This is a genomic window from Brachyspira intermedia PWS/A (genome assembly GCF_000223215.1).
Lineage (GTDB): Bacteria > Spirochaetota > Brachyspiria > Brachyspirales > Brachyspiraceae > Brachyspira > Brachyspira intermedia.
Genome location: NC_017243.1, coordinates 1,539,052 through 1,560,575, shown reverse-complemented (window position 1 = coordinate 1,560,575; position 21,524 = coordinate 1,539,052). Strand labels below are relative to the sequence as shown.

The window sequence follows — 21,524 nt, the reverse complement described above, 5'->3', positions numbered from 1 at the left end:
ATATAAATTTAATCAATGCTTTTTTTATTTCAAAATTTTAACTTTTAGTTTTTGATAATAAAGTAATATCAGATATTCTCATATTCTTATCAACAGCCTTACACATATCCCATATTGTAAGAGCGGCAACACTAACAGCAGTTAAGGCTTCCATCTCTATACCTGTTTTATAACTGCATCGGCAATAAGATTTTATAACTATTCCATCTTCTTCTAAAGTAAAATCTAAAGATACTTTTTCTATATTGATATTATGACATAAAGGTATAAGTTCAGAAGTATGTTTCGCTCCCATAATACCTGCAATCCTAGCAACAGATATAACATCGCCTTTCTTTATATTGTTTTCTTCTATTAATTTTAGTGTTTCTTTTGATAAATATATTTTTCCTGTAGCTTCTGCTGTTCTTTTTACAATATTTTTATCTCCAACATCAACCATATTAGCATTACCGCTTTCATCTATATGTGTTAATTTATCACTCATTTTTATAACCTCAATTTTTATTTAATTAACCGCCTATCATACTTAATGATTCAGCATCGCTATAAGCACCATTTTCAGGCTTTCCTTCAATACATTTTATTATAGAGCCTCTTATATCATCAAAATCAACTTTAAACTTTATATTGCTATGCAAACAACTGAGTAAATATCCGTCAGATAATAATCTTATCCTATTGCAGTATTTACATCTTGCAGGTCTGTCATAATCTATAGAATCAAGTTTTTGACTGTTAAGATTATAATACTGAATAGTTTGAAGTTTAGCATTTATACTCTCAGCATATTTTTTTAACAATGGCAATTCTTCTTTACTCTTTTCATCATAAACAACAACATTAATCTTTAATTGAAAGCCTAATTCAGAAGCTTTTTTTATTCCCTTCATAGCATCGTATAAATTTCCGCCTCTGGTAATATACTTATATCTTTCACTGTCTAAAGTATCAAGAGATATATTTATTGAATCAAGCCCTGCATTTTTTAATTTCTCAGCAATACCATCAAGCAAAACCGCATTAGTAGTCATAGCTATTATATCTACTTTATCTATAGTTCTAATCATAGCTACAAGCTCATCAATATTTTTTCTTACTAAAGGCTCGCCTCCTGTTATTCTAACCTTTTTTACTCCTAATTCAGAAGCCTCTTTAACTACATTATATATTTGTTCATAAGTTAAAATTTGACTATGTGTTTTTTTCATAATACCTTCTTCAGGCATACAATATACACATCTTAAATTGCATCTGTCAGTAACAGAAACTCGTATATAATTTATTTCTCTATTAAAGGAATCTAACATCAACTATACTTCCATTGACAATATCAGAAATTCCAATATCTATTTTTAATATACCATTAGCTTCAGAAAATGATGATATCATAGAAGAATTATTATACTTTATAAGTTTGACTAATAATTTTGTATCATCAAAAAATAAATGAACAGGTATATATTCAAGTCTTTCTGTGTCTTTTCTTTTAAAGTCTTCACTAATTACAGCCTTTATATAATTAGTATCATAATTTATACCTAAACAATTTAATATATAAGGCTTAACCATTATTTCAAAAGTCATAAAAGAAGAAACAGTATTACCGGGTAATGCAAACACAGCTTTTTTACCTAATTTACCAAAGAACAAAGGCTTTCCGGGCTTCATAGCAACACCATGAAATATTTGATTAACTCCAAGCTCTAATAACTCTTTATGAACATAATCAAAATCTCCCATAGATACTCCGCCACTTATAAGAACAATATCATTTTCTTCTAATGCTTTAGATAATATTTCTTTTATCTCTTTTTCATCATCATTTACTTTTCCATAAAATTTGCTGTTACAAGATAAAGCTGAAGTTCTAGCAACAAGCATAGGAGCATTAGCATCATATATCTGTCCTTCTTTTAAACTTTCTCCTATATTTGCTATTTCATTACCTGTAGATATTACAGCAGTATTTATTTTCTTCTTTACTTCTACATTATTATAACCAAATCCTGCGAGTATAGCAACATCTTTAGGTAAAAGCATTTTTTTATCTAATATTTTATCCCCGGATTTTTTATTATTGCCTTTTTTTATTACATTATTAGTTATTTCTTTTTTAGTGAAATTAATAATTGTTTTACCATTTTCTTTTTTTTCTTTTTTTTCTTCTACCCACTCTACTCTCTGAACTGCATCGCAATTTTCAGGAATCATAGCACCTGTCATTATTTTTATACATTCTCCGCTTTTGACTTCAATTTTATCACAAAGTCCTGCATATATAATTTTATCTTCAATTAAAACATAACTATTTTTATTTTCATCTTCTTTTTTATAAGCATATCCGTCCATAGAAGATTTACTAAAAGGAGGATCATCATTCAAAGCATAAACATCATCAACCAAAACTCTGTTATAAGAATCAAGTACTGATATTTTTTCATTACCATAATCTTCAGAATTTTTTAATACCAATTCCAAAGCTTCATTCGGATGTAAAAAAGTTCTAGCCATATAAACTCCTATTATTGCTAATAAAATTACTTATTATAAATAAAAATTGTCCGCTATAATTTTCTAGCAACTAAAGTTACTAGAAGCTCACAATTTTCATACTAAAGTATCTAGTAAATAAATTAATATATACCTAAACAAATATACTTTGTAAAAAATAAAGTTGTATTCTTATTTTTACATCTGGGGCTTTACCCCAAACCCCAGTTCTTTTATTGGTATAAAAGAACCAAAAAAACTGCATTTTATAAAGCCATATTTAGGTGTATAAAATTCTAATAACTAAGATATAAATTATTAAATACTTCCATTTTTTAAAGTTTATACTTTCCGAATAATATTGTAATTTATAATAAATTAATTTTTATCTTTCTTCTATTTTCTGCTTTTGCCCTTACAAGTATAAGTTCCGCTGCTATACTTATTGCTATTTCTTCTGTACTCTCTGCACCTATTGCTATTCCTATTGGGGCATGAACTCTTGTTATCATTTCATCAGTATAATTTTCTTCACTTTTTAATCTGTCATGCAATGTCTTTATTTTGTTTTTACTTCCTATCATTCCAATATATAATGCATTAGTTTTCAAAGCATTTTTTTCAACTATATAATCATGAGAATGCCCTCTTGTAACTATTACTATATAATCTTTATCAGTAATACTTATTTTATCAAAAACATTTTCATAATTTTCCACTATTATTTTACTAGCATTAGGAAATCTGTCTTTATTTGCAAACTCTTCTCTATCATCTATAACAATGCAATTAAAACCTATTTTATACAAAACTTCAACCAAATCATAAGATACATGTCCGCCGCCGAATATATAAACATTGCTTTCTTTATCCTCAATTTCTTTTTTCAAATTACTTATCATATCTTTATTATCATTTAAATATACAAATGATATCTCAGCACTTCCTCCGCATACCATACCGATTCCGCCTGCTTCCTGAGGAGTTAAATTATATTTTTTAATAGAACTTTCTTTATTATCTAAAAGCACATAAGCATCTTTTAAAGCTTCAAATTCTAATAATCCGCCTCCTATAGTACCAATATTTTTTTGTTTATCATCTTCTTTATAAACTATCATAAAGGCATCTAATGTTCTTGGAGCAGAGCCTGATATTTTAAGTATTTTTATTAGTTCTGCTTCTATATTATTATTTATAAGTTCCAAAGCTTTATCTAATATTTGCTTATTATTCATTTTACTTTCCCATTAAAAAATAATTTCAAATAATATTATAATAAATTTTTTTAATTTTTAAATAAAATTCTAAAAAAATTTATATTTATATTGAATATTTTATTTTTTGTATAAACTTCTAAATAATAATAGTTTGTTAATTATAAAATTAGAATTGCATTATGGAAAAGAAATATTTCAAATTAATCTCATTAAACATATCAAAAGATACAGGCACAGTAAAAACTCCTGTAGAAAGTATCACTTTAGTAGAAGATAAAGGCGTTCTTAATGATGCCCATTTCGATAAATTAAAAGACAGACAAGTTTCTTTACTTGCTATTGAAGATATAGAATATACTAATGATAAAATGAAAGCCAATCTAAAACCGGGTGATTTTGCTGAAAATATCACAACCAAAGATGTTGAGCTTTATAAACTGCCTATAGGAACAAAAATGTATATAGGAAATACTATAGTAGAAGTTTCTAAAATAGGAAAAGCATGCCATCATGGATGCGATATAAAGCAATTAGTAGGAGACTGCATTATGCCTAAGAAAGGTATATTTGTAAGAGTTATTAAAGGCGGGGAAATAAAACTTGAAGATACTTGTTATTACTGTATCTGACAGAGCTTTTAAAGGCATTTATGAAGATAAATCAGGTGCTGTTATAGTAAAAACTCTTGAAGATAACTTAAAAGAAAAAATTACAAATATTGAAAAAGTCATAGTTCCAGACGAATATGATACTATATTAAACACTTTAAATGAAAATAAAAATAACTTTGATATTATAATAACCACAGGAGGAACAGGCTTATCTCAAAGAGATGTAACTCCTGAAGCTACAGAGGCATTTTGTAAAAAAGAAGTTAGAGGAATATCAGATTATATAAGACAAGAGTCAATAAAAGACACAATATTTGCCACTCTTTCAAGAGGATATGCTGGAATTAATGATAATGTATTTGTAGTAAACTTTCCGGGAAGTAAAAAAGGTGCTGAATATTGTACTAATTTAATTATTCCTTTACTAGAACATATTATTAGTATGATGAAAGGTGAAGGACATTAAAATATTAGCATATACAAAAAATAAAAACAAAATAAATTAAAAGGTGTTACTATGAAAAAAATCATATTTATAACTCTATTAATATCTTATTTATTTATATCATGCGGTTCTTCAAATACTGCAGATAATACATCAAAAACTAATACAGAAAATAAAGAGATATTAGTATTAGCTGCTGCAAGCTTAACAGATGTACTTACTGAATTAGCTAATAACTATAAAACAGAAACAGGAACAACTGTTACATTCTCTTTTGCTTCATCCGGAGCATTACAAACACAAATAGAAGCTGGATCACCTGCTGATATTTTCTTTTCTGCTGCTCAAAAACAAATGGATGCATTACAGGAAAAAGATTTAATTGATACCGATACAAGAAAAGATTTGCTTGAAAATAAAGTTGTGTTAATATCTCCAACAAATTCAAATTTAAATATAAAATCATTCACAGATATGACAAATGCCAATGTTACTAAAATAGGATTAGGAGAGCCAAAAAGCGTACCTGTAGGACAGTATTCTGAAGAAATATTAAGTAATTTATCTATATTAGATACAGTTAAACAAAAAGCTGTTTATGGTTCTGATGTTAGAAATGTACTTTCTTGGGTTCGCACTGGAGAAGTTGACTGCGGTATAGTTTATGCTACAGATGCTCAAATAGCAAATGACATTAATATAATAGCGGAAGCTCCTGAAGGTACTCATAAAAAAGTTATTTATCCTATAGCTATAGTAAAATCTTCAGCAAATAAAGAAGAAGCTAAAAAGTTTATAGATTATATATCTAATGATAAAGCTGCTGAAGCATTTAAAAATTATGGATTTACTGTAATAAAATAAGATTATGGAATATTCTCCATTAATTTTATCTATAAAAACGGCATTATATTCTACAATAATAACTTTTTTTGTAGGAATATATGCCGCTATTATAGTGGTAAAAATCAAAAAATTTTCATCTCTATTTGATATAATATTCACGCTTCCTCTTGTACTTCCTCCTACAGTAGTTGGATTTTTTCTTTTATTATTTTTTGGAAGAAACTCTTTTATAGGAGGCATAGTTGATAAATTAGGATTTCCTTTCGTATTTACATTAAGAGGTGCAGTATTAGCTTCATTTATAGTATCATTTCCATTGATGTATAGAACTTCAAAAGGAGCATTCGAGCAAATAGATAAAAATATAATCAATGCAGCAAGAACATTAGGAAAATCAGAAAATTGGATATTTTGGAGAGTAATACTTCCAAACACTTGGCATTCTATACTAGGAGGAACTATACTATCATTTACTAGAGCTTTGGGAGAGTTTGGTGCAACTATAATGATAGCAGGAAACATACCAAATAAAACTCAAACAATGTCATTAGCCGTATATACAGCTGTTCAAGCTGGGGATAGAGAATTAGCTTTTAAATGGGTTATGGTAATTGTATTAATATCATTTGTAAGTATAATGATGATGAATGTTATACTTCCTCTTTCTGATACTATAAAAAAGAGATTATAAAATATATGAGGTTTAATATTGGGTTTAATAGTTGATATAAAAAAGAAGCTGTCTAATTTTGATTTAGATTTGCAGTTTGAAGTGAAAAGCGGAGTATTTTCTATTTTGGGAGCTTCAGGCAGCGGTAAAAGTATGGCTTTAAAATGCATTGCTGGAATAGAAAAACCAGACAGCGGATATATAGAATGCAATGGGAACGTTTTTTATGATTCTAAGAAACATATTAATATAAAGCCTCAAAAAAGAAATGTAGGTTTTTTATTTCAAAATTATGCCTTATTTCCAAATATGACTGTTGAAGAAAATATTAAATGCGGTATAAGAGATAAAAAAAATAATATTGATATTGAATATATCATGAAAAAATTTTTTATACATCATATAAAAAATAAAAGACCAAGAGAAATATCAGGAGGAGAACAGCAAAGAACAGCATTAGCAAGAATATTTGTATCATCTCCAAATATATTAATGCTTGATGAACCTTTGAGTGCTTTGGACTATCATATAAAATGGGAACTAGAAAAATTTATACTATCAACTATAAAAGAATTTAATGGCACTACTCTATTCGTATCACATAACAGAGATGAAGTATATAGATTATCAGATAATATAGGAATAATTAATAAAGGTAAATTCGATATAATAGATTCTAAATATAATCTTTTTGAAAATCCTAAAACATATTTCTCAGCACTTCTTACAGGATATAAAAATTTTTCAAAAATAAAAATATTAGAAAATACAAAAATAGAATGCATTGATTGGAATATTATTTTAGAAATAAAAAATAATAATTTAGAAAATATAGAAAATGCAAACTATATTGGAATGCGTCCTTATTCTTTTTTTGATTATGATGATAATAAACAAAATAATATATATATAAAATCAAAAATAACAAATATCACAGAAGATATGTTTTCTTATATTATTACTTTAGTTCCTAATAACAGTGAAAATCAAATAACTTGGAGATTAGATAAAAATAAATATAAAAATGATTATGAACTTGGAAAAGAAATAAATTTATCATTTAATACTGATGATATAATATTTTTAAAATAAATAAAAGCGGCAAGATTAGTAAAAATCCAACCGCTTTTATTTAAATACATCATTAATTATCAAAAATTAGTCATCGAATTTTTGTCTCATAATCTGTCCGTTTCCTGTTACCATAAGCTCCATCATATTATTTAATTTTAACTTATAGTTGCCCCACTCTTTTTCTGCATCTATAACAGCAGCTTGAGGATATGCATTTTTTACTGCCTGTATAACAGCAGCAGGGAAAGCAGCATCTGGTATAGGAGCATATTCACTGTCTATATTTTCCCAATCACCATTAGCTAAAAAGTCTATAGATACTCCATTTGATAATTGAACATCGAATTTTCTTCCGTCTCTTTCAACTTTCCAAATTTGAGTACCAGGGAAAACTCTCTGTATAAATGAAGTTGCTTGCTGAGGCAATGCTGAAGGCGGAACTACCATGTCGGCAAAAAGGCTTGAAGCTGATAAAATAAATAATGATGCTAAAAAGATAGATAATTTTTTCATGATTCACTCTCCTTAAATATCGATATATGTAAATTATCTTTACAATTATAAGTATAGCACTTTTACAATATTTGTCAAGTTTATTTACAATATTTTTACTTATTTTTTACATTATTTTTTATTTTTTTAATTAATTCTTTTAAATCTTTGGGTAAAGGAGCTTTTACTTTGATTATTTCATCAGTAATTGGATGATTAAATTTTAAACTATAGGCATGTAATGCCTGTCTATTGAAAAAATTTTCTGGAATAATACCTTTTTCTATAAAATCATCGAAAACTTTAGGGCCGTATTTACCGTATATTTTATCACCTACCATAAAAAAGCCTTTGGAATATAAATGCACCCTTATCTGATGCATTCTTCCAGTATAGAGCCTAGCCATAACAACAGCATAATCTCCTATTCTTTTTATAGTTTTAAAAGAAGTTTTTGAATATTTTGAACCTTCTATATTTTCTTTATGGAGTGTTTGAAATCTTCTGTAATATTCATGTCCGCTTTCAAGCATATAGCCTTCAACAGTGAATTTATCCTCTATATCTTTGGCATTTTCTATTATGGCGATATATGTCTTTTTTATTGAATTTCTTTTATACTGCTTCCCATTTACTTTTCTTCCTGCAAGCATAGCACAAAAATTCGATGCTGATTTACTGCTTCTTGATAGAACTACGCATCCGCTGGTTTCTCTGTCTATCCTATTTAGCATATTTATATTGCTATTAAGCATATTTTTAACAATAGTATGAAGTGTGTTATGATAATATTTTCCAGATGGTATAACAGGTAAATTAGCAGGTTTATTCGCTACAATTAAATCACCGTCATCATACACTATAGAAACATTTTTATCTACTTCAGGCTCTTTCATTCCTATGATATGATAGGCTATCTCATCGCCTTTTTTTACTACTCTTGTATATTTTACTTTACTATTATTAAGAAGAACTAAACCCTGACCTATTAAATCCTGCCATTTATTTCTTGAATAATAAGAAAATCTATCTCCCATATATTTATCTAATCTGGTATTTTCTTCAACATCTTCTTCTATACGGCATTTTCTTATTACAGATTTTTTATATAATTCTTCTATATTTTCATTTAATTTATTTTTTTCTTTCTCATGAATATGATTATACTAATAGTAGAAAAAATTGTCAAAATATTTATTATTATTGCTAATAAAAATTAAATATTAATTAATTATTATTTTCTGTTCTTCTCGCCCCACACACATATAGCATCCAATATTGGTATTAATGATTTACCTCTTTTAGATAAGCTATACTCTACTTTTGGAGGTATTTGAGGATATTCTTTCCTAGCAACTAAATCATCTTTTTCTAATTCTTTCAAAGTTAAACTCAATGTTTTATGAGATATATTAGATATTATTCTTTTTAATTCATTATATCTCACTACATTTAATTCTGACAATATATATAATATTATCATTTTATATTTACCTGATATTAATGACATAGTATAAGCAAAACCTGTATCTTCCATATATTTTTCTTTCAATTTGCTATTATCTTTTTTCATATATTATCCTTTATGGTTATTTTACACTTTACTTTTAGTTAGTATATAACATTTTTGTTAGTACTTGATAATTATAATATATAATAATAAAATAGCAATATAAATAACAATTTAGTATATAGGAGTAAAAAATGAAAAAAATATTAATTTTAAATGGAAGCCCTAGATTAAATGGTAATACTTCTGCATTGATAGAAGAATTTACTAAAGGAGCCAAACTAAATGGAAATGATATAATAAAATTCGATTTGGACAGAATGAATATACATTGCTGTAAAGGCTGTTTAAAAGGAGGTAAAAATCCTGATAGTCCTTGTTCTCAAAAAGATGATATGGATAAAATATACCCGCATTATAAAGAAGCTGATATATTAGTACTAGCTTCACCTATGTATTATTGGTCTTTCTCAGCTCAATTAAAAATATTTATAGACAGAATATTCGCTGTTACTGAAATAGACCCTAATTATAAAACACCATATAAAGAATGTTTTATGCTTATGGCAGCAGAAGGAAATGATGATAACAATTCTAAACCAGTTATAGAATATTATCAATCTTTATTAAATTACTTGGGCTGGAAAGATTTAGGTTATTTAATTGCAGGAGGAGTATTTAATATAGGAGATATAAAAGGAAAAGATGAATTTTTAAATAAAGCATTTGAAATGGGAAAAGCTATAATTTAAATCATTTACATTAATTCATTTTAATATATAATTTATAGTCAATAAATTTAAAAAATAAGGATTTTTAATACATGATTAATTTTGAACCTATTTCATTAGAAAAACAGGAACTTTATCATAAATATTTTTCTATGACTCCGGAGCAATCTGCTGATTATACATTTATGAATTTGCTTGGATTAAAAGATATATATATGCTTGAATGGGCATTTACTGAAAAGCTAGTTTGGATAAGACAAAAATCACCATACACTATATATTGGGCTCCAGTCGGCGATTGGTTTAATACTAACTTCTGCACTGATTTTAGCCCTTGTGAAATTTCAGGTGAAACTATAATAAGAATACCTAAAGAACTCGCTTTATTTTGGGAGAAAACAACTAAAATAAAAGTAAAAGAAACTAGAGATGAATGGGAATACTTATACGATTTTAATGAATTAGTAACATTACCCGGTAAAAAATTTCATAATAAGAAAAATTTATATAATCAATTTCTTAAAAACGAATTTAAATATGTTCCAATAAATGATAAAACTGTAATAAATGATATACTTGATTTCGAGGCTAAATGGGAAGAGGAAGAGAAAAAAAACAATGCTGCTTTAAATGAAAATAATGCAGAAGAATGTGAAACTTTTGACAGTACTAAACTATTAACCCATGAAGTAAGAGCCGAAGCAGATACTATAATGATAAAAACTTTGCTTGGTAATTGGGATATAATAAATAATATAATAGGTGGAGCTATTTATATAGACAATAAAATAGTAGCATACACAATAGCTGATTTAAGTATGAGAGATACTATTGTAGTTCACTCTGAAAGAGGAGATAGGAATTACAAAGGAACATATCAAGCTATAAACAGAATGTTTTTAGAGAATTTAAAAAATTATGTAAGTGATTATGAAAGATTTAAATTCGTTAATAGAGAGCAGGACGTTGGAGATTTAGGACTTAGAAAAGCAAAAATGTCATATAATCCTGTAGGATATATAGAGAAATATAAAGGTTTCTGTACAGATTTCTAATAAAATAAAAAATCTGCTCATTTTATTAGAAAAATAATATAATGAGCAGATATAAAATATTAAAATTGTATTTTTTCACTTTTATAAATATAGTCTATACCTTTACCATGATAATTCCTACATAAAAACAAATAAAAATTATCTAAATATATAACCTCTCCGTTTATTTTTTTCTGTATGATTGGAAGTTTGTAATATATTCAACATTATCAAAATATTTAGAAATAAAATTTGTATCAGATGATGTAGTTATATGATACAAATCATTTCCTAAAAAATCTTTATCATTATACCAAAAATCAAATACAGTAGGATGATATGTACCCCAATTTAAACATACAGATTCTTTTTCAGGATGTATATAAAAATTAATCATTGAAGGTATTTGATAATTTAAACCAAAAATTCTTATATCTTTATTCATATAAGAATCATAATAGTCTTTTAAATCATATCTTATAGCATTGTATTTATAATATCTATCAGTAGGATCACCTTTTATTGGTATGATTGCAAAAAAATACTGACATATTATTATTAATACAGCTATATTACAAAATAATATATTAGCTAAAAATAAATTCCTAATATATTTTTTATTCCAATTTTTAGATATATAATATGATACTAAAAATATACCTCCTCCATATATAAATAAAGCCCAATTTGCTTCTAATTTATTTTTGAAAGATTTCTGCAGTATATAAATGAATGGCAATAGTGATATGAGAGCAAAATAGAAATTATTTTCTATTTCTTTTTTCTTAAAAAAATCTATATACACTTTTACTATTAAATAACAAAATAATATAAAAAATAATGGACTATATAATCCTATTTGTGCTCCCCAAAAATCTAAAGTTCTATTAATACTTCCTGGTTTTTGAAGCTGTCTGTCTAATGCATATTTTATAAATGTAAAATCAGTTTGAAAATTATATATAATAAAAGGACTGTAAACTATAGCAGCAACGATAAATGATAAATAAAATTCTTTAGATGAAAATATAGATTTTCTATTTTTTGAAATTAGTGTAAAAAAAGATATAGAAGCACCTACAAATATAGCACCCTCTTTAGAAAGTAAGCTAAAACCAAATAAAAAACCAGCCAAATAAAAATAATTTTTGTTAGAATAAATTGCTTTATAATAAGCCATTATAGCTAATAATAAAAAATAAAACATAGGGGTATCTATGGTTACAATCAAAGAAAGTCCAGCAAAGAATGGTATAGTATTAAAAAGTATAACAGAAATAATAGCAGTATTTTCATCTTTTTCTTTTCTCAAAAATAAATATAATAAAACAGAAACTAATATGCTTATAATAATACTGCCAAATCTTACACCAAATCCAGTATTTCCAAATATAATCATACTTGACTTCATAAAAAAAGCTATACCAGCACCATGGTCAAAAAAGCCAAATGGTAAATGTTTTGTCCATAATGCATAATATGCTTCATCATCTATTAAAGTAGTGAAAATTAATAATATAGTTCTTAGTATATATGATAATATTATCAAAATAAATGAAATTAAAAAAATTTTATTACTTATTATTGTATTTGTAAATCTTTTAATATTATTTTTCATAATTTGTCTCCCTATTACTTTTTATAATAAACTCAGGTCTATTTTTTATTTGTTCATATATTTTTGATAAATATTCAGAAATTACAGATAAACTTAAAAGTTGAACTCCTCCCATAAAAATAACAGTTATCATTATAGAAGCCCAGCCTTTTATAATATCTGCATTAAAAAAGAAATATTTTATAAATACATATAGAGATAATATAACACCACAAAGTATAGATAAAATGCCTAAAATTAAAGATATTCTCAAAGGTTTTGTTGAAAATGATATTATACCTGTTAAAGCTAGATTAAACATTTTTTTATAAGTATATTTAGTTTTACCTGCTTCTCTAGGTTTTCTATTATATAAAAATGGCTGTTGTTTAAATCCCATCCAGCTAATTAATCCTCTGATATATTTTGGATTTTCTTTAAACTGTTTATAGGCATCAATTATATTTTTATCTATTAGTCTAAAATCTCCTGTATCTATAGGAAATTTAATATCCGATAATAAATTAACTAATCTATAAAATAGATTGGCAGTTACTTTTTTGAAAAAATTTTCACCTTCTCTAGAAATTCTTTTTGCATATATAACGTTAGATTTTGATTTTATATATTCATCTATCATAGAAGGTATAAGTTCTGGAGGATCTTGTAAATCAGCATCTATTATTATAGCTATATCACCAGAAGAATTTAGAATACCACAACTTACAGCAGCCTGATGACCGAAATTTCTTGAAAAAGAAAAAAGTTTTATATTATTATTTTCTTTTCTATATTTATCTATTATATATTCTGTATTATCATTACTTCCATCATTTATAAAAATTATTTCATAATCATTATAATTAGAAAGTACATTAATCAATCTTTTATATAATATTTCTATAACAAGCTCTTCATTATAACAAGGTACTATTATGGTTATTTTCATAATGCCGCACCTATAAAAAAATATTATATAAATAAAAATGCAACGAAAAAATAAAACGAATTTGTGCTAAAGTAAGAGAGAAATTATTATTGATTAATTTAGAATTTTGCTGTTTGCTGTTTGCTGTTTGCTGTTTGCTGTTTGCTGTTTGCTGTTTGCTGTTTGCTGTTTGCTGTTTGCTGACATCAAATTATTCCTTAAATTATATTTGTAGAGTATAATATATATTAAAAAAAAATCAATATAAAATGAATAAAAAAGGTGCAAATCATCATAAGATTTACACCTTTTAATATTTAATTCAAGTCTAAACTATTAACCTAATATAGCTAAAAGTACACCAGCAGCAACTGCAGAACCAATTACTCCTGAAACGTTTGGACCCATAGCATGCATAAGTAAGAAGTTATGAGGGTTAGATTCCTGTCCAACTTTGTTAGCAACTCTTGCAGCCATAGGAACAGCTGATACTCCAGCAGCTCCGATAAGAGGATTGATTTTGTCTTTGCTGAATAAGTTCATAAATTTAGCAAGAAGTACTCCGCCTGCTGTACCCATTGAGAATGCTACTAAACCTAATACTAATATACCCAATGTTTCAAAACGTAAGAATTTATCAGCAGCCAATTTACTACCAACAGATAAACCTAACATTATTGTAACTATGTTAATTAACTCATTTTGGGCAGTTTTAGAAAGTCTTTCAGTAACACCAGATTCTTTAATTAAATTACCAAACATTAAAGCACCAATTAAAGGAGCAGCATCTGGTAATAATAAAGCAACAAGTATTATAACAGTAAGAGGGAAAATGATTTTTTCTCTTTTACTAACAGGACGAAGCTGTTTCATTTCGATTTTTCTTTCATTTTCAGTAGTTAACCATTTCATAATAGGAGGCTGTATTATAGGTACTAAAGCCATATATGAATAAGCAGCAACAGCAATAGCACCCAATAAATGAGGTGAAAGTCTTGAAGCTGTAAATATAGCTGTAGGGCCGTCAGCACCTCCAATAATACCTATTGAAGCGGCATCTTTCAATGAGAAAGAAATTACTGGTATGTATGTAGATATTATCATAGCACCTAATAAAGTACCGAATATACCTATTTGAGCAGCAGCACCTAATAAAGCAGTTTTAGGGTTAGCAATAAGCGGACCGAAGTCTGTCATAGCACCAACACCAATGAATATGAATAATGGGAATAAACCTGATTCAATACCAAAAGTATATATCTGACCTAAAAAACCGCCGCTGCTTATAGTAACAGGTATACCATTCATAATCTCTACTACTGGTAAAGCCGCAATATTGGCAATAGGAATATTAGCCAAAATTCCTCCCATACCTATAGGGATAAGAAGAAGCGGTTCAAAGCCTTTAGCTATAGCAAGATAAACCAAAAGCAAACCAACACAAATCATTATAGCATTCTGCCATAATGGAGCGGATTTTACTTTTATATCATTTAATTTAGTTTGATATTTTTCTTGTTTACTCTTTTCTGCTTTAACCTGAGCATCTGCTATTTCTTTTTCGCTTCTAGGAAATAAACCTCCGAAAGCAGTATTTCTCACCAAAGAAATAAGCGAATCTTTTATATTAAGAGGTTCTTGAGCACTTTCTTGAGGCAACACAACAGATGCTGTCATAAAGATAAGTGCAAATACTAAAAATATTTTTCTCATTATTTTTATCTCCTTAAAATCAGCATCTATCTATTAGCCAACTATAGCCAATTCCTGACCTGCAACTACAGCATCACCCGGTTTAACTTTTACTTCTTTAACTACTCCGCTTGCAGAAGATTTTATTTCAACTTCCATTTTCATAGCTTCTACTATTAATATAGTAGTTCCGTCTTGAACTTGTGTTCCAACAGGAGCAACTATTTTTAATACTGTACCAGGTAAGCCAGCAGTAACAGGAGTAGCAGCACCGCTAGAAGCAGGAGCAGCAGATTGAGCAGCACCAGCAACTATACCATCTTTAATAGTATAATCATAGCTTACTCCATCAACTATAGCTTTTCCATTTTCTATTTTTATACCATAGCTTGATCCGCCAACTGTAACAGTAACTTCATTGCTTGTTGCTTTAACACCTTCAGAAGCACCGCCTGCATTCTTTCTAATACCAAGTTTAGCTTCGCCTTTAAGGAATTGAATACCTTTTTCTTTACAAGCAGCTGCAATGAATACATTCTCATCAGAAAGATCTGTAATACCTGCATCTTTTAAAGCCTGTTCAGCAGCTTTTCTACCTTTTTTAGGGTTTTTATCATCTATATCCATAGCAAGTTCAGTAGTAGGCTGTAAACCTAATTGCTCGCTAGCTATTTTTACGATTTCTGGGTCTGGAGTAGAAGGAGTTTTACCAAAATAACCTAATACCATTTTTCCATAACCGTCAGCAATCTTTTTCCATTCACCTTGCATTACATTATTGAATGCTTGTTGGAAATAGAACTGAGATACAGGAGTTACTGAAGTACCAAAACCGCCTTTCTTAACTACTTCTGTCATAGCTTTAATAACTTCAGGGAATCTGTTCATAACATTAATATCTCTCATCATTTGAGTATTAGCTGTTAAAGCACCACCAGGCATTGGAGCGAATGGAATCATTGGCTCTACTGTTCTACTTTCAGGTGGTAAGAAATAATCTTTCATACATTCTTTGAATACTTCTTCAGCTTCTCTGATTTTATCTATATCTACATTAAGAGTATATTCAGTGCCTCTTAAAGCATGCCACATAACTATTAAGTCTGTTTGACAAGTACCGCCTGATACAGGAGCAGCTGAAAGGTCTATACAATCAGCACCAGCATCTAAAGCAGCTCTGTACTGAACAGCACCTATACCTGCAGTTTCATGGCTATGCATTTGTATATGTACATCTTTACCTAATATTCTTCTAGCTTCTTTAATAGTATCATAAACTACTTGAGGAGTTGTAGTACCTGAAGCATCTTTGAAACATACTGAATCAAAATCTACTTTATCTTTGATTTGAGTTAATACTTTTCCATAGAAAGCAGCATCATGTGCACCTTCACATCCTGGAGGAAGTGCCATCATACTAACACATACTTGGTGTTTTAATCCTGCTTCTTTAATACATTTACCGCTGAAAATAAGGTTATTAACATCATTTAAAGCGTCAAAATTTCTAATAGTTGTAATACCATGTTTTTTGAATAAATCAGCATGAAGCTTAATCATTTCTCTAGGCTGAGATTCCAAACCTACAACGTTAACACCTCTTGCTAAAGTTTGTAAGTTTACATCAGGACCTACAGTTTTTCTGAAAGTATCCATTACATCAAAAGCATTTTCATTATTATAGAAAAATGCACTTTGGAATGTTGCACCGCCGCCTGATTCAAAATATGTAACTCCGGCTTTAACGAATGCTTCTACAGCCGGCATAAAATCTTTAGATAATACTCTAGCACCATAAACAGATTGGAAACCGTCTCTGAATGCTGTTAGCATAAATTTTATTTCTTTTTTAGCCATTATTATTTCTCCTTATTACTTGATAAAAAATTAGAATAATTATTTAGATTTACTGCTATGAACATGTGCTAAAGCAATGGCAATAGCTACCATTTTATCATTACTTGATGATATAACTGGTGGAGCTGCAGATATTTCTTCCTTAGGAGGAGGCATTAATTTATCTACTTGTGCTACTATACCAGCTACAAATTTCATAACGAAAACTAATATAATTAAAAACAATACAACAACGCCCATACCTATAAGCATTATTTGTAGAGCTTCTATAATACTACTATTCATTAAAAACACTCCTATTATTCAAAAATTTTAATTGCTTAATTATACATTATTTCCTGCTTATATACAAGTAAATTTACTACAAAATATAGCTTTAATATCACAATATATTTGACTTTATAAAAATACTTAATATAATAATAAAAGCTAGTTAATATAATAGGATAAAAAATATGAACATTCACTCTTTTTCATCAGATATGCCGATAGCTGTTTTTGATTCCGGATTTGGTGGATTAACTGTTTTAAAACAATTATTAAAAATATTGCCAGATGAAAATTATATATATCTTGGGGATAATGCTAATATACCTTATGGTGATAAATCAAAAGAAAAAATTATAGAACTAACATTAAAAATGGCAGACTTCTTAATAAAACAAAAATGCAAAATGATTATCATTGCATGCAATACTATATCAGCATGTACATACCATATTTTAAAACAAAAATATGAAGTACCAATAATAGAAGTTATATCAAATGGTGCAATAGATGCTTTAAATAACACAAAAAATAATAATATATCAATAATGGGTACAGAATTCACTGTTCATTCAAATGCATATAAAGAAATGATAAACAAATACAAAAAAGAAATAAAAGTTACACAAGTAGCATGCAGAGATTTATGCCCCATGATAGAAAATGATTGGTATAGTTATGATAATAGATTAGAAGTTCTAACAAACTATTTAGAAAGTATAGATAAAAACTCTGATACTTTAATATTAGCATGCACTCATTACCCTCATATAACAAATGATATAAAAAACTTACTTCAAAATAATATAAAAAATTCTATAAAAAATATAATAGACCCTTCATATCATACTGCAATATCAGTAAAAAAATATTTGGAAGAAAATAATTTACTTAATAATATCAATGATAAATATATAAAAATATACACAACTGAAGATATAGAAAAAGAAAATAAAATAATAGATATATTCATGCCTAAAAATTCAAAATATAGTTTAGAAGAAATAAAATTATAATTTAATAAATTTCTTTTAATCCATTATCTATATCAAATATCCAATGTTTGTTAAATACTCTTCTATATGAATATCCGAATGGAAATCGTCCTATAGATACAGCAAAATATTTATTGCCGTTATTTTTTTGTTTGCTGCACATAGTTACTAAATTATTAGGCATATCCTCCATTATAAAATCGGATAAAACTAGCACATCAGCATTTTTGAAACTAGACGTATTCATCATTCTATTTGCCTCATAAAGAGCTTTGTATATATCAGAACCGCCATGATAACTAAGCTTCAAAAATTTTATTAAATCTTCAATGCCATTTTCTTTAGTAAATTTGCATGTATATATCTCTGTGCTAAAATTAATAAGATAAGCATTTCTATTTTCAGCCAAAGCACGAATAACCATTTTAAACATAGTAGCTTTTGCAATATATTCATTAATACCCTTCATAGAACCGCTTGTGTCTATGCATATAATCATATCGCCTCTGCCTTCTTTATATCCTGCTCTAACCAAATGCTCCATATCATCATTAAATACATAAGCACTCTTATCAAAGCACATAAGCCTATTTTCTATATATTTTAATTTGAATAATTTTTCACTTTCTTCATTGCATAATAAAGAAAGCTCTTCAGGTATAACATTTTCTAAATCTTTAGCAAAATATATTCCAACTATCTCTTCTTTAGAACTTATTTTTTTATTGGTATTGCTGTAAGTATTTTTAAACTCAACATTCTTCAATGATTTTTCTATATCAATTCTTCTGCCTATACTATCGCAAATGATTTCTATATCTTTATATTCATTTATAAAATCAACCCATCTTTTAAGTAAAGATATATCTTCTTCTTCCAACTCCCCTACTCTAAAATCCCATAATACGCCTGTCTTTATTCTTAATATATTTGACATATACTTTAATTTTTTTAACAAATTAATCCAAGATTCTATATCGGAAATAAATTTGTCTCTTCTCTCTTTTACTGTAGAAACAAGCCAATCATTATTTTTTTTATTATAAGTTTTTTCCCATACTGAAATTATATTCTTTTTTAAGATATTTAAATCATCTGAATTTGATAATTTTTCTCTCCAAAATTTAGTATCAACAGATAAAGCATTCAAACTGTTTAAATCATTAAATATATCTTCTTTACTAGTATTTTTTAATTTTTTTAATGCTATATCCAATTCGGTTTTATTATCCTGATACGGATTATTATCATTTAAAAATATATTTAAATCTTTTTTCCATTTAGTGATTTTTATTTCTAATTCCTGTGTTAATCTTTCATCATTATAAAGATTATTAAAAGCACTATTAAAGACTCCTTTAGCCATTGCTTCTGTTTTTTTTATTTCATCTTTATAAGAATCATTATTAAATTGTTTCATGCTCTTCTATTTCACTTTTTAATCTTTCTGCATCCAATTTTTCACTCTCAAGATTTTCTATATAAGAATTAAACATCTCTGTGAAAAAATTGAAATTTTCATCTGATATAAATATACTTTTGTTTGTATATTTATTTTTATTAAAGTCATTTTTAAAATTAGCTATAATATTTTCAATACTAGATATTAAAGACTTTATTAATTTCAAATAAGCATCTTTTTTTTCTTTTTCAAGTTTTTTAGGGCTAACCTTTTTCATATAAAAATCAGGCTCTACCTCACAAAGAAACTCATAATTTTTTGAAAGCATACCGGAAACAAAACCATTTGCCAGAGTTGCAGAATTTATTTCAACAGTGCATTTTTCAGTGCCGTTAAAATTGCATCTAAATTTTCTTGTCTGATTTCTTCCTATGTCTAAAGGATAAAAATAACCTTTTTTGCCTAATTGTTTTATCGGTATATAGATGATAGTTTCACCTTTATTACCGTATTCATCAATATTAATAGATAAAGTTTTAGCTATATGAGGCTTATCATCAATATTTTCTGTATCATAAGTTTTTTCTAAATTATAAAACTCATCATCTATATTTTTCTGAACGCTCTTAAAACTCTCTCTCCATTCACTAATATTCTGATTATTCAAATCATAGCATAAACTTATAGCATTCTCCACTATCTTTTTGACTACATCAATATGCTCTTCTATACTCCATAAACAATTATAAATTAAAATAGTTTCATAAATATCAACTTCATTTTTATCATTCAAATATGCTGCAGTTTTAAGTAAATATGAAATATGCTGCCATCTTCTATCCGATACATATATTGCTATATCTCTATTATCTTCATTAAACTTTTCTATAGAAAGTTTTATATTATGAATTATATCAATAACAGATTTTGAAAGTTTTATATTATTTGCTTCTTTTCTTATATTTACCCATTCATCAGTTGAAATTCTTAATTCATCATCTATATTTATATAGGAATCTAATTGAGTATTTTCAAGTATCTTTTCAAAATTATCTCTATTTTTTATATTATTAACTATTAAGCGAACTATAAATCTATCATATAATGCTTCAAGTCCCTGTCCTTCAGGAGGAGTTTCATTACTTGCTGAAATTAAAGCTTTTAACGGGACTTTTACTTCTTCGCTTCCATTTTTAAAAACTCTTTCATTGATTATAGTTAAAAGAGTATTAAGTATTGCCGGCGTACTTTTCCATATTTCATCTAAAAATGCAAAATCAGCATCAGGCAAATATCCGTCAATCTTTCTTATATATTTATCATTCTTTAATTCTTCCAAACTAATAGGACCGAATATATCCTCTGGTGTAGAAAATCTCTGCATTAAATATCCGAAATACTTTGAATCTTTAAATGCAGATGACACTCTTTTTGCTATGAAACTTTTTGCAGTTCCGGGAGGGCCGTATAAAAATATAGGCTTTCCTGCTATAGCACTAAGAAGAGTTAAAGATACAATTTCTTCCCTTTCATAAAGTCCTTCAGAAAGAAGTTTAATAATTTTTTCGATTCTAGATTTTGTATTTCTCATAAATGTATATTACTCTTAAAATTACTTTATCCTTACTTTTAGTAGTAAACTCATAAAAATATTATATCA

The 21,524-nt window shown here is 27.3% G+C and carries 22 protein-coding genes; 8 read left to right on the top strand and 14 right to left on the bottom strand.

Annotated features, from left to right (window positions below):
* Positions 1-37 precede the first annotated feature (37 nt).
* The 4 genes from moaC to BINT_RS06850 form a co-directional block, all read right to left on the bottom strand.
* Entirely contained in the window at positions 38-487 is a 450-nt protein-coding gene (gene moaC, locus BINT_RS06865) for a cyclic pyranopterin monophosphate synthase MoaC (protein WP_014487833.1), read from the bottom strand.
* A 25-nt stretch (positions 488-512) separates the two neighbouring features.
* Positions 513-1,310, bottom strand: coding sequence for a GTP 3',8-cyclase MoaA (locus BINT_RS06860; protein ID WP_014487832.1), 798 nt, complete (start codon positions 1,308-1,310; stop codon positions 513-515).
* On the bottom strand, positions 1,294-2,514 hold the full coding sequence (locus BINT_RS06855; RefSeq protein ID WP_014487831.1) for a molybdopterin molybdotransferase MoeA: 1,221 nt from the start codon (positions 2,512-2,514) through the stop codon (positions 1,294-1,296). Before BINT_RS06855 ends, BINT_RS06860 begins: the two co-directional genes overlap by 17 nt.
* A gap of 347 nt (positions 2,515-2,861) precedes the next feature.
* On the bottom strand, positions 2,862-3,731 hold the full coding sequence (locus BINT_RS06850) for an XdhC family protein (protein ID WP_014487830.1): 870 nt from the start codon (positions 3,729-3,731) through the stop codon (positions 2,862-2,864).
* Between the two features lie 161 nt (positions 3,732-3,892).
* Here BINT_RS06850 and BINT_RS06845 point away from each other — a divergent pair, with 161 nt between their 5' ends.
* Genes BINT_RS06845 through BINT_RS06825 form a run of 5 tightly spaced genes read left to right on the top strand, consistent with a single transcriptional unit; the run spans position 3,893 to position 7,377 of the window.
* Entirely contained in the window at positions 3,893-4,342 is a 450-nt protein-coding gene (locus BINT_RS06845) for an MOSC domain-containing protein (protein ID WP_014487829.1), read from the top strand.
* A complete protein-coding gene (locus BINT_RS06840) occupies positions 4,314-4,790 on the top strand; it encodes a MogA/MoaB family molybdenum cofactor biosynthesis protein (RefSeq protein ID WP_014487828.1) in 477 nt (158 codons plus the stop codon). Before BINT_RS06845 ends, BINT_RS06840 begins: the two co-directional genes overlap by 29 nt.
* Positions 4,791-4,841: 51 nt before the next feature.
* Positions 4,842-5,633 carry a molybdate ABC transporter substrate-binding protein gene (modA, locus tag BINT_RS06835; protein WP_014487827.1) on the top strand — a complete coding sequence of 264 codons (792 nt, stop codon included), beginning with the start codon at positions 4,842-4,844 and terminating at the stop codon, positions 5,631-5,633.
* A 4-nt stretch (positions 5,634-5,637) separates the two neighbouring features.
* On the top strand, positions 5,638-6,306 hold the full coding sequence (modB, locus tag BINT_RS06830) for a molybdate ABC transporter permease subunit (RefSeq protein ID WP_014487826.1): 669 nt from the start codon (positions 5,638-5,640) through the stop codon (positions 6,304-6,306).
* Between the two features lie 18 nt (positions 6,307-6,324).
* On the top strand, positions 6,325-7,377 hold the full coding sequence (locus BINT_RS06825) for a sulfate/molybdate ABC transporter ATP-binding protein (protein WP_014487825.1): 1,053 nt from the start codon (positions 6,325-6,327) through the stop codon (positions 7,375-7,377).
* 66 nt (positions 7,378-7,443) lie between these two features.
* Here the strand turns inward: BINT_RS06825 and BINT_RS06820 are convergent, their stop codons facing one another.
* The 3 genes from BINT_RS06820 to BINT_RS06810 all read right to left on the bottom strand — a co-directional run bounded on the left by BINT_RS06820 (position 7,444) and on the right by BINT_RS06810 (position 9,424).
* Positions 7,444-7,872 (bottom strand): PepSY-like domain-containing protein, encoded by a 429-nt coding sequence (locus BINT_RS06820; RefSeq protein ID WP_014487824.1) that lies wholly within the window; start codon positions 7,870-7,872, stop codon positions 7,444-7,446.
* Positions 7,873-7,967: 95 nt separating this feature from the next.
* Positions 7,968-9,008 carry an RluA family pseudouridine synthase gene (locus BINT_RS06815; RefSeq protein ID WP_041177316.1) on the bottom strand — a complete coding sequence of 347 codons (1,041 nt, stop codon included), beginning with the start codon at positions 9,006-9,008 and terminating at the stop codon, positions 7,968-7,970.
* A 77-nt stretch (positions 9,009-9,085) separates the two neighbouring features.
* Complete coding sequence (locus tag BINT_RS06810; RefSeq protein WP_014487822.1) at positions 9,086-9,424, bottom strand: winged helix-turn-helix transcriptional regulator; 339 nt, start codon at positions 9,422-9,424, stop codon at positions 9,086-9,088.
* Between the two features lie 131 nt (positions 9,425-9,555).
* Between BINT_RS06810 and BINT_RS06805 the strand changes: the two genes are divergently transcribed.
* Positions 9,556-10,113: a flavodoxin family protein gene (locus BINT_RS06805; RefSeq protein ID WP_014487821.1), complete on the top strand. Its 558-nt coding sequence runs from the start codon at positions 9,556-9,558 to the stop codon at positions 10,111-10,113.
* A gap of 71 nt (positions 10,114-10,184) precedes the next feature.
* Positions 10,185-11,147, top strand: a complete 963-nt coding sequence (locus tag BINT_RS06800) for a DUF2156 domain-containing protein (RefSeq protein WP_014487820.1) — start codon at positions 10,185-10,187, stop codon at positions 11,145-11,147.
* A 163-nt stretch (positions 11,148-11,310) separates the two neighbouring features.
* Here the strand turns inward: BINT_RS06800 and BINT_RS06795 are convergent, their stop codons facing one another.
* From BINT_RS06795 to BINT_RS06775, 5 genes are all read right to left on the bottom strand, one after another.
* On the bottom strand, positions 11,311-12,744 hold the full coding sequence (locus BINT_RS06795) for a glycosyltransferase family 39 protein (protein WP_014487819.1): 1,434 nt from the start codon (positions 12,742-12,744) through the stop codon (positions 11,311-11,313).
* Positions 12,734-13,672, bottom strand: a complete 939-nt coding sequence (locus tag BINT_RS06790; protein WP_014487818.1) for a glycosyltransferase family 2 protein — start codon at positions 13,670-13,672, stop codon at positions 12,734-12,736. The genes BINT_RS06795 and BINT_RS06790 overlap by 11 nt, the downstream gene beginning before the upstream one ends.
* A 315-nt stretch (positions 13,673-13,987) precedes the next feature.
* A complete protein-coding gene (locus BINT_RS06785) occupies positions 13,988-15,364 on the bottom strand; it encodes a sodium ion-translocating decarboxylase subunit beta (RefSeq protein ID WP_014487817.1) in 1,377 nt (458 codons plus the stop codon).
* A 33-nt stretch (positions 15,365-15,397) separates the two neighbouring features.
* Positions 15,398-17,200 (bottom strand): biotin/lipoyl-containing protein, encoded by a 1,803-nt coding sequence (locus BINT_RS06780; RefSeq protein ID WP_014487816.1) that lies wholly within the window; start codon positions 17,198-17,200, stop codon positions 15,398-15,400.
* A gap of 39 nt (positions 17,201-17,239) precedes the next feature.
* Positions 17,240-17,485 (bottom strand): OadG family protein, encoded by a 246-nt coding sequence (locus BINT_RS06775; RefSeq protein ID WP_020063515.1) that lies wholly within the window; start codon positions 17,483-17,485, stop codon positions 17,240-17,242.
* Positions 17,486-17,655: 170 nt separating this feature from the next.
* Here BINT_RS06775 and murI point away from each other — a divergent pair, with 170 nt between their 5' ends.
* Positions 17,656-18,483: a glutamate racemase gene (murI, locus tag BINT_RS06770; RefSeq protein WP_014487814.1), complete on the top strand. Its 828-nt coding sequence runs from the start codon at positions 17,656-17,658 to the stop codon at positions 18,481-18,483.
* 1 nt (position 18,484) lies between these two features.
* Here murI and BINT_RS06765 read toward each other — a convergent pair whose 3' ends face one another.
* Positions 18,485-19,882, bottom strand: coding sequence for a VWA domain-containing protein (locus BINT_RS06765; protein ID WP_014487813.1), 1,398 nt, complete (start codon positions 19,880-19,882; stop codon positions 18,485-18,487).
* The gene (locus tag BINT_RS06760) at positions 19,869-21,455 is read right to left on the bottom strand and encodes an AAA family ATPase (protein ID WP_014487812.1); all 1,587 of its coding nucleotides are present in this window, start codon (positions 21,453-21,455) and stop codon (positions 19,869-19,871) included. The genes BINT_RS06765 and BINT_RS06760 overlap by 14 nt, the downstream gene beginning before the upstream one ends.
* Positions 21,456-21,524 lie beyond the last annotated feature (69 nt).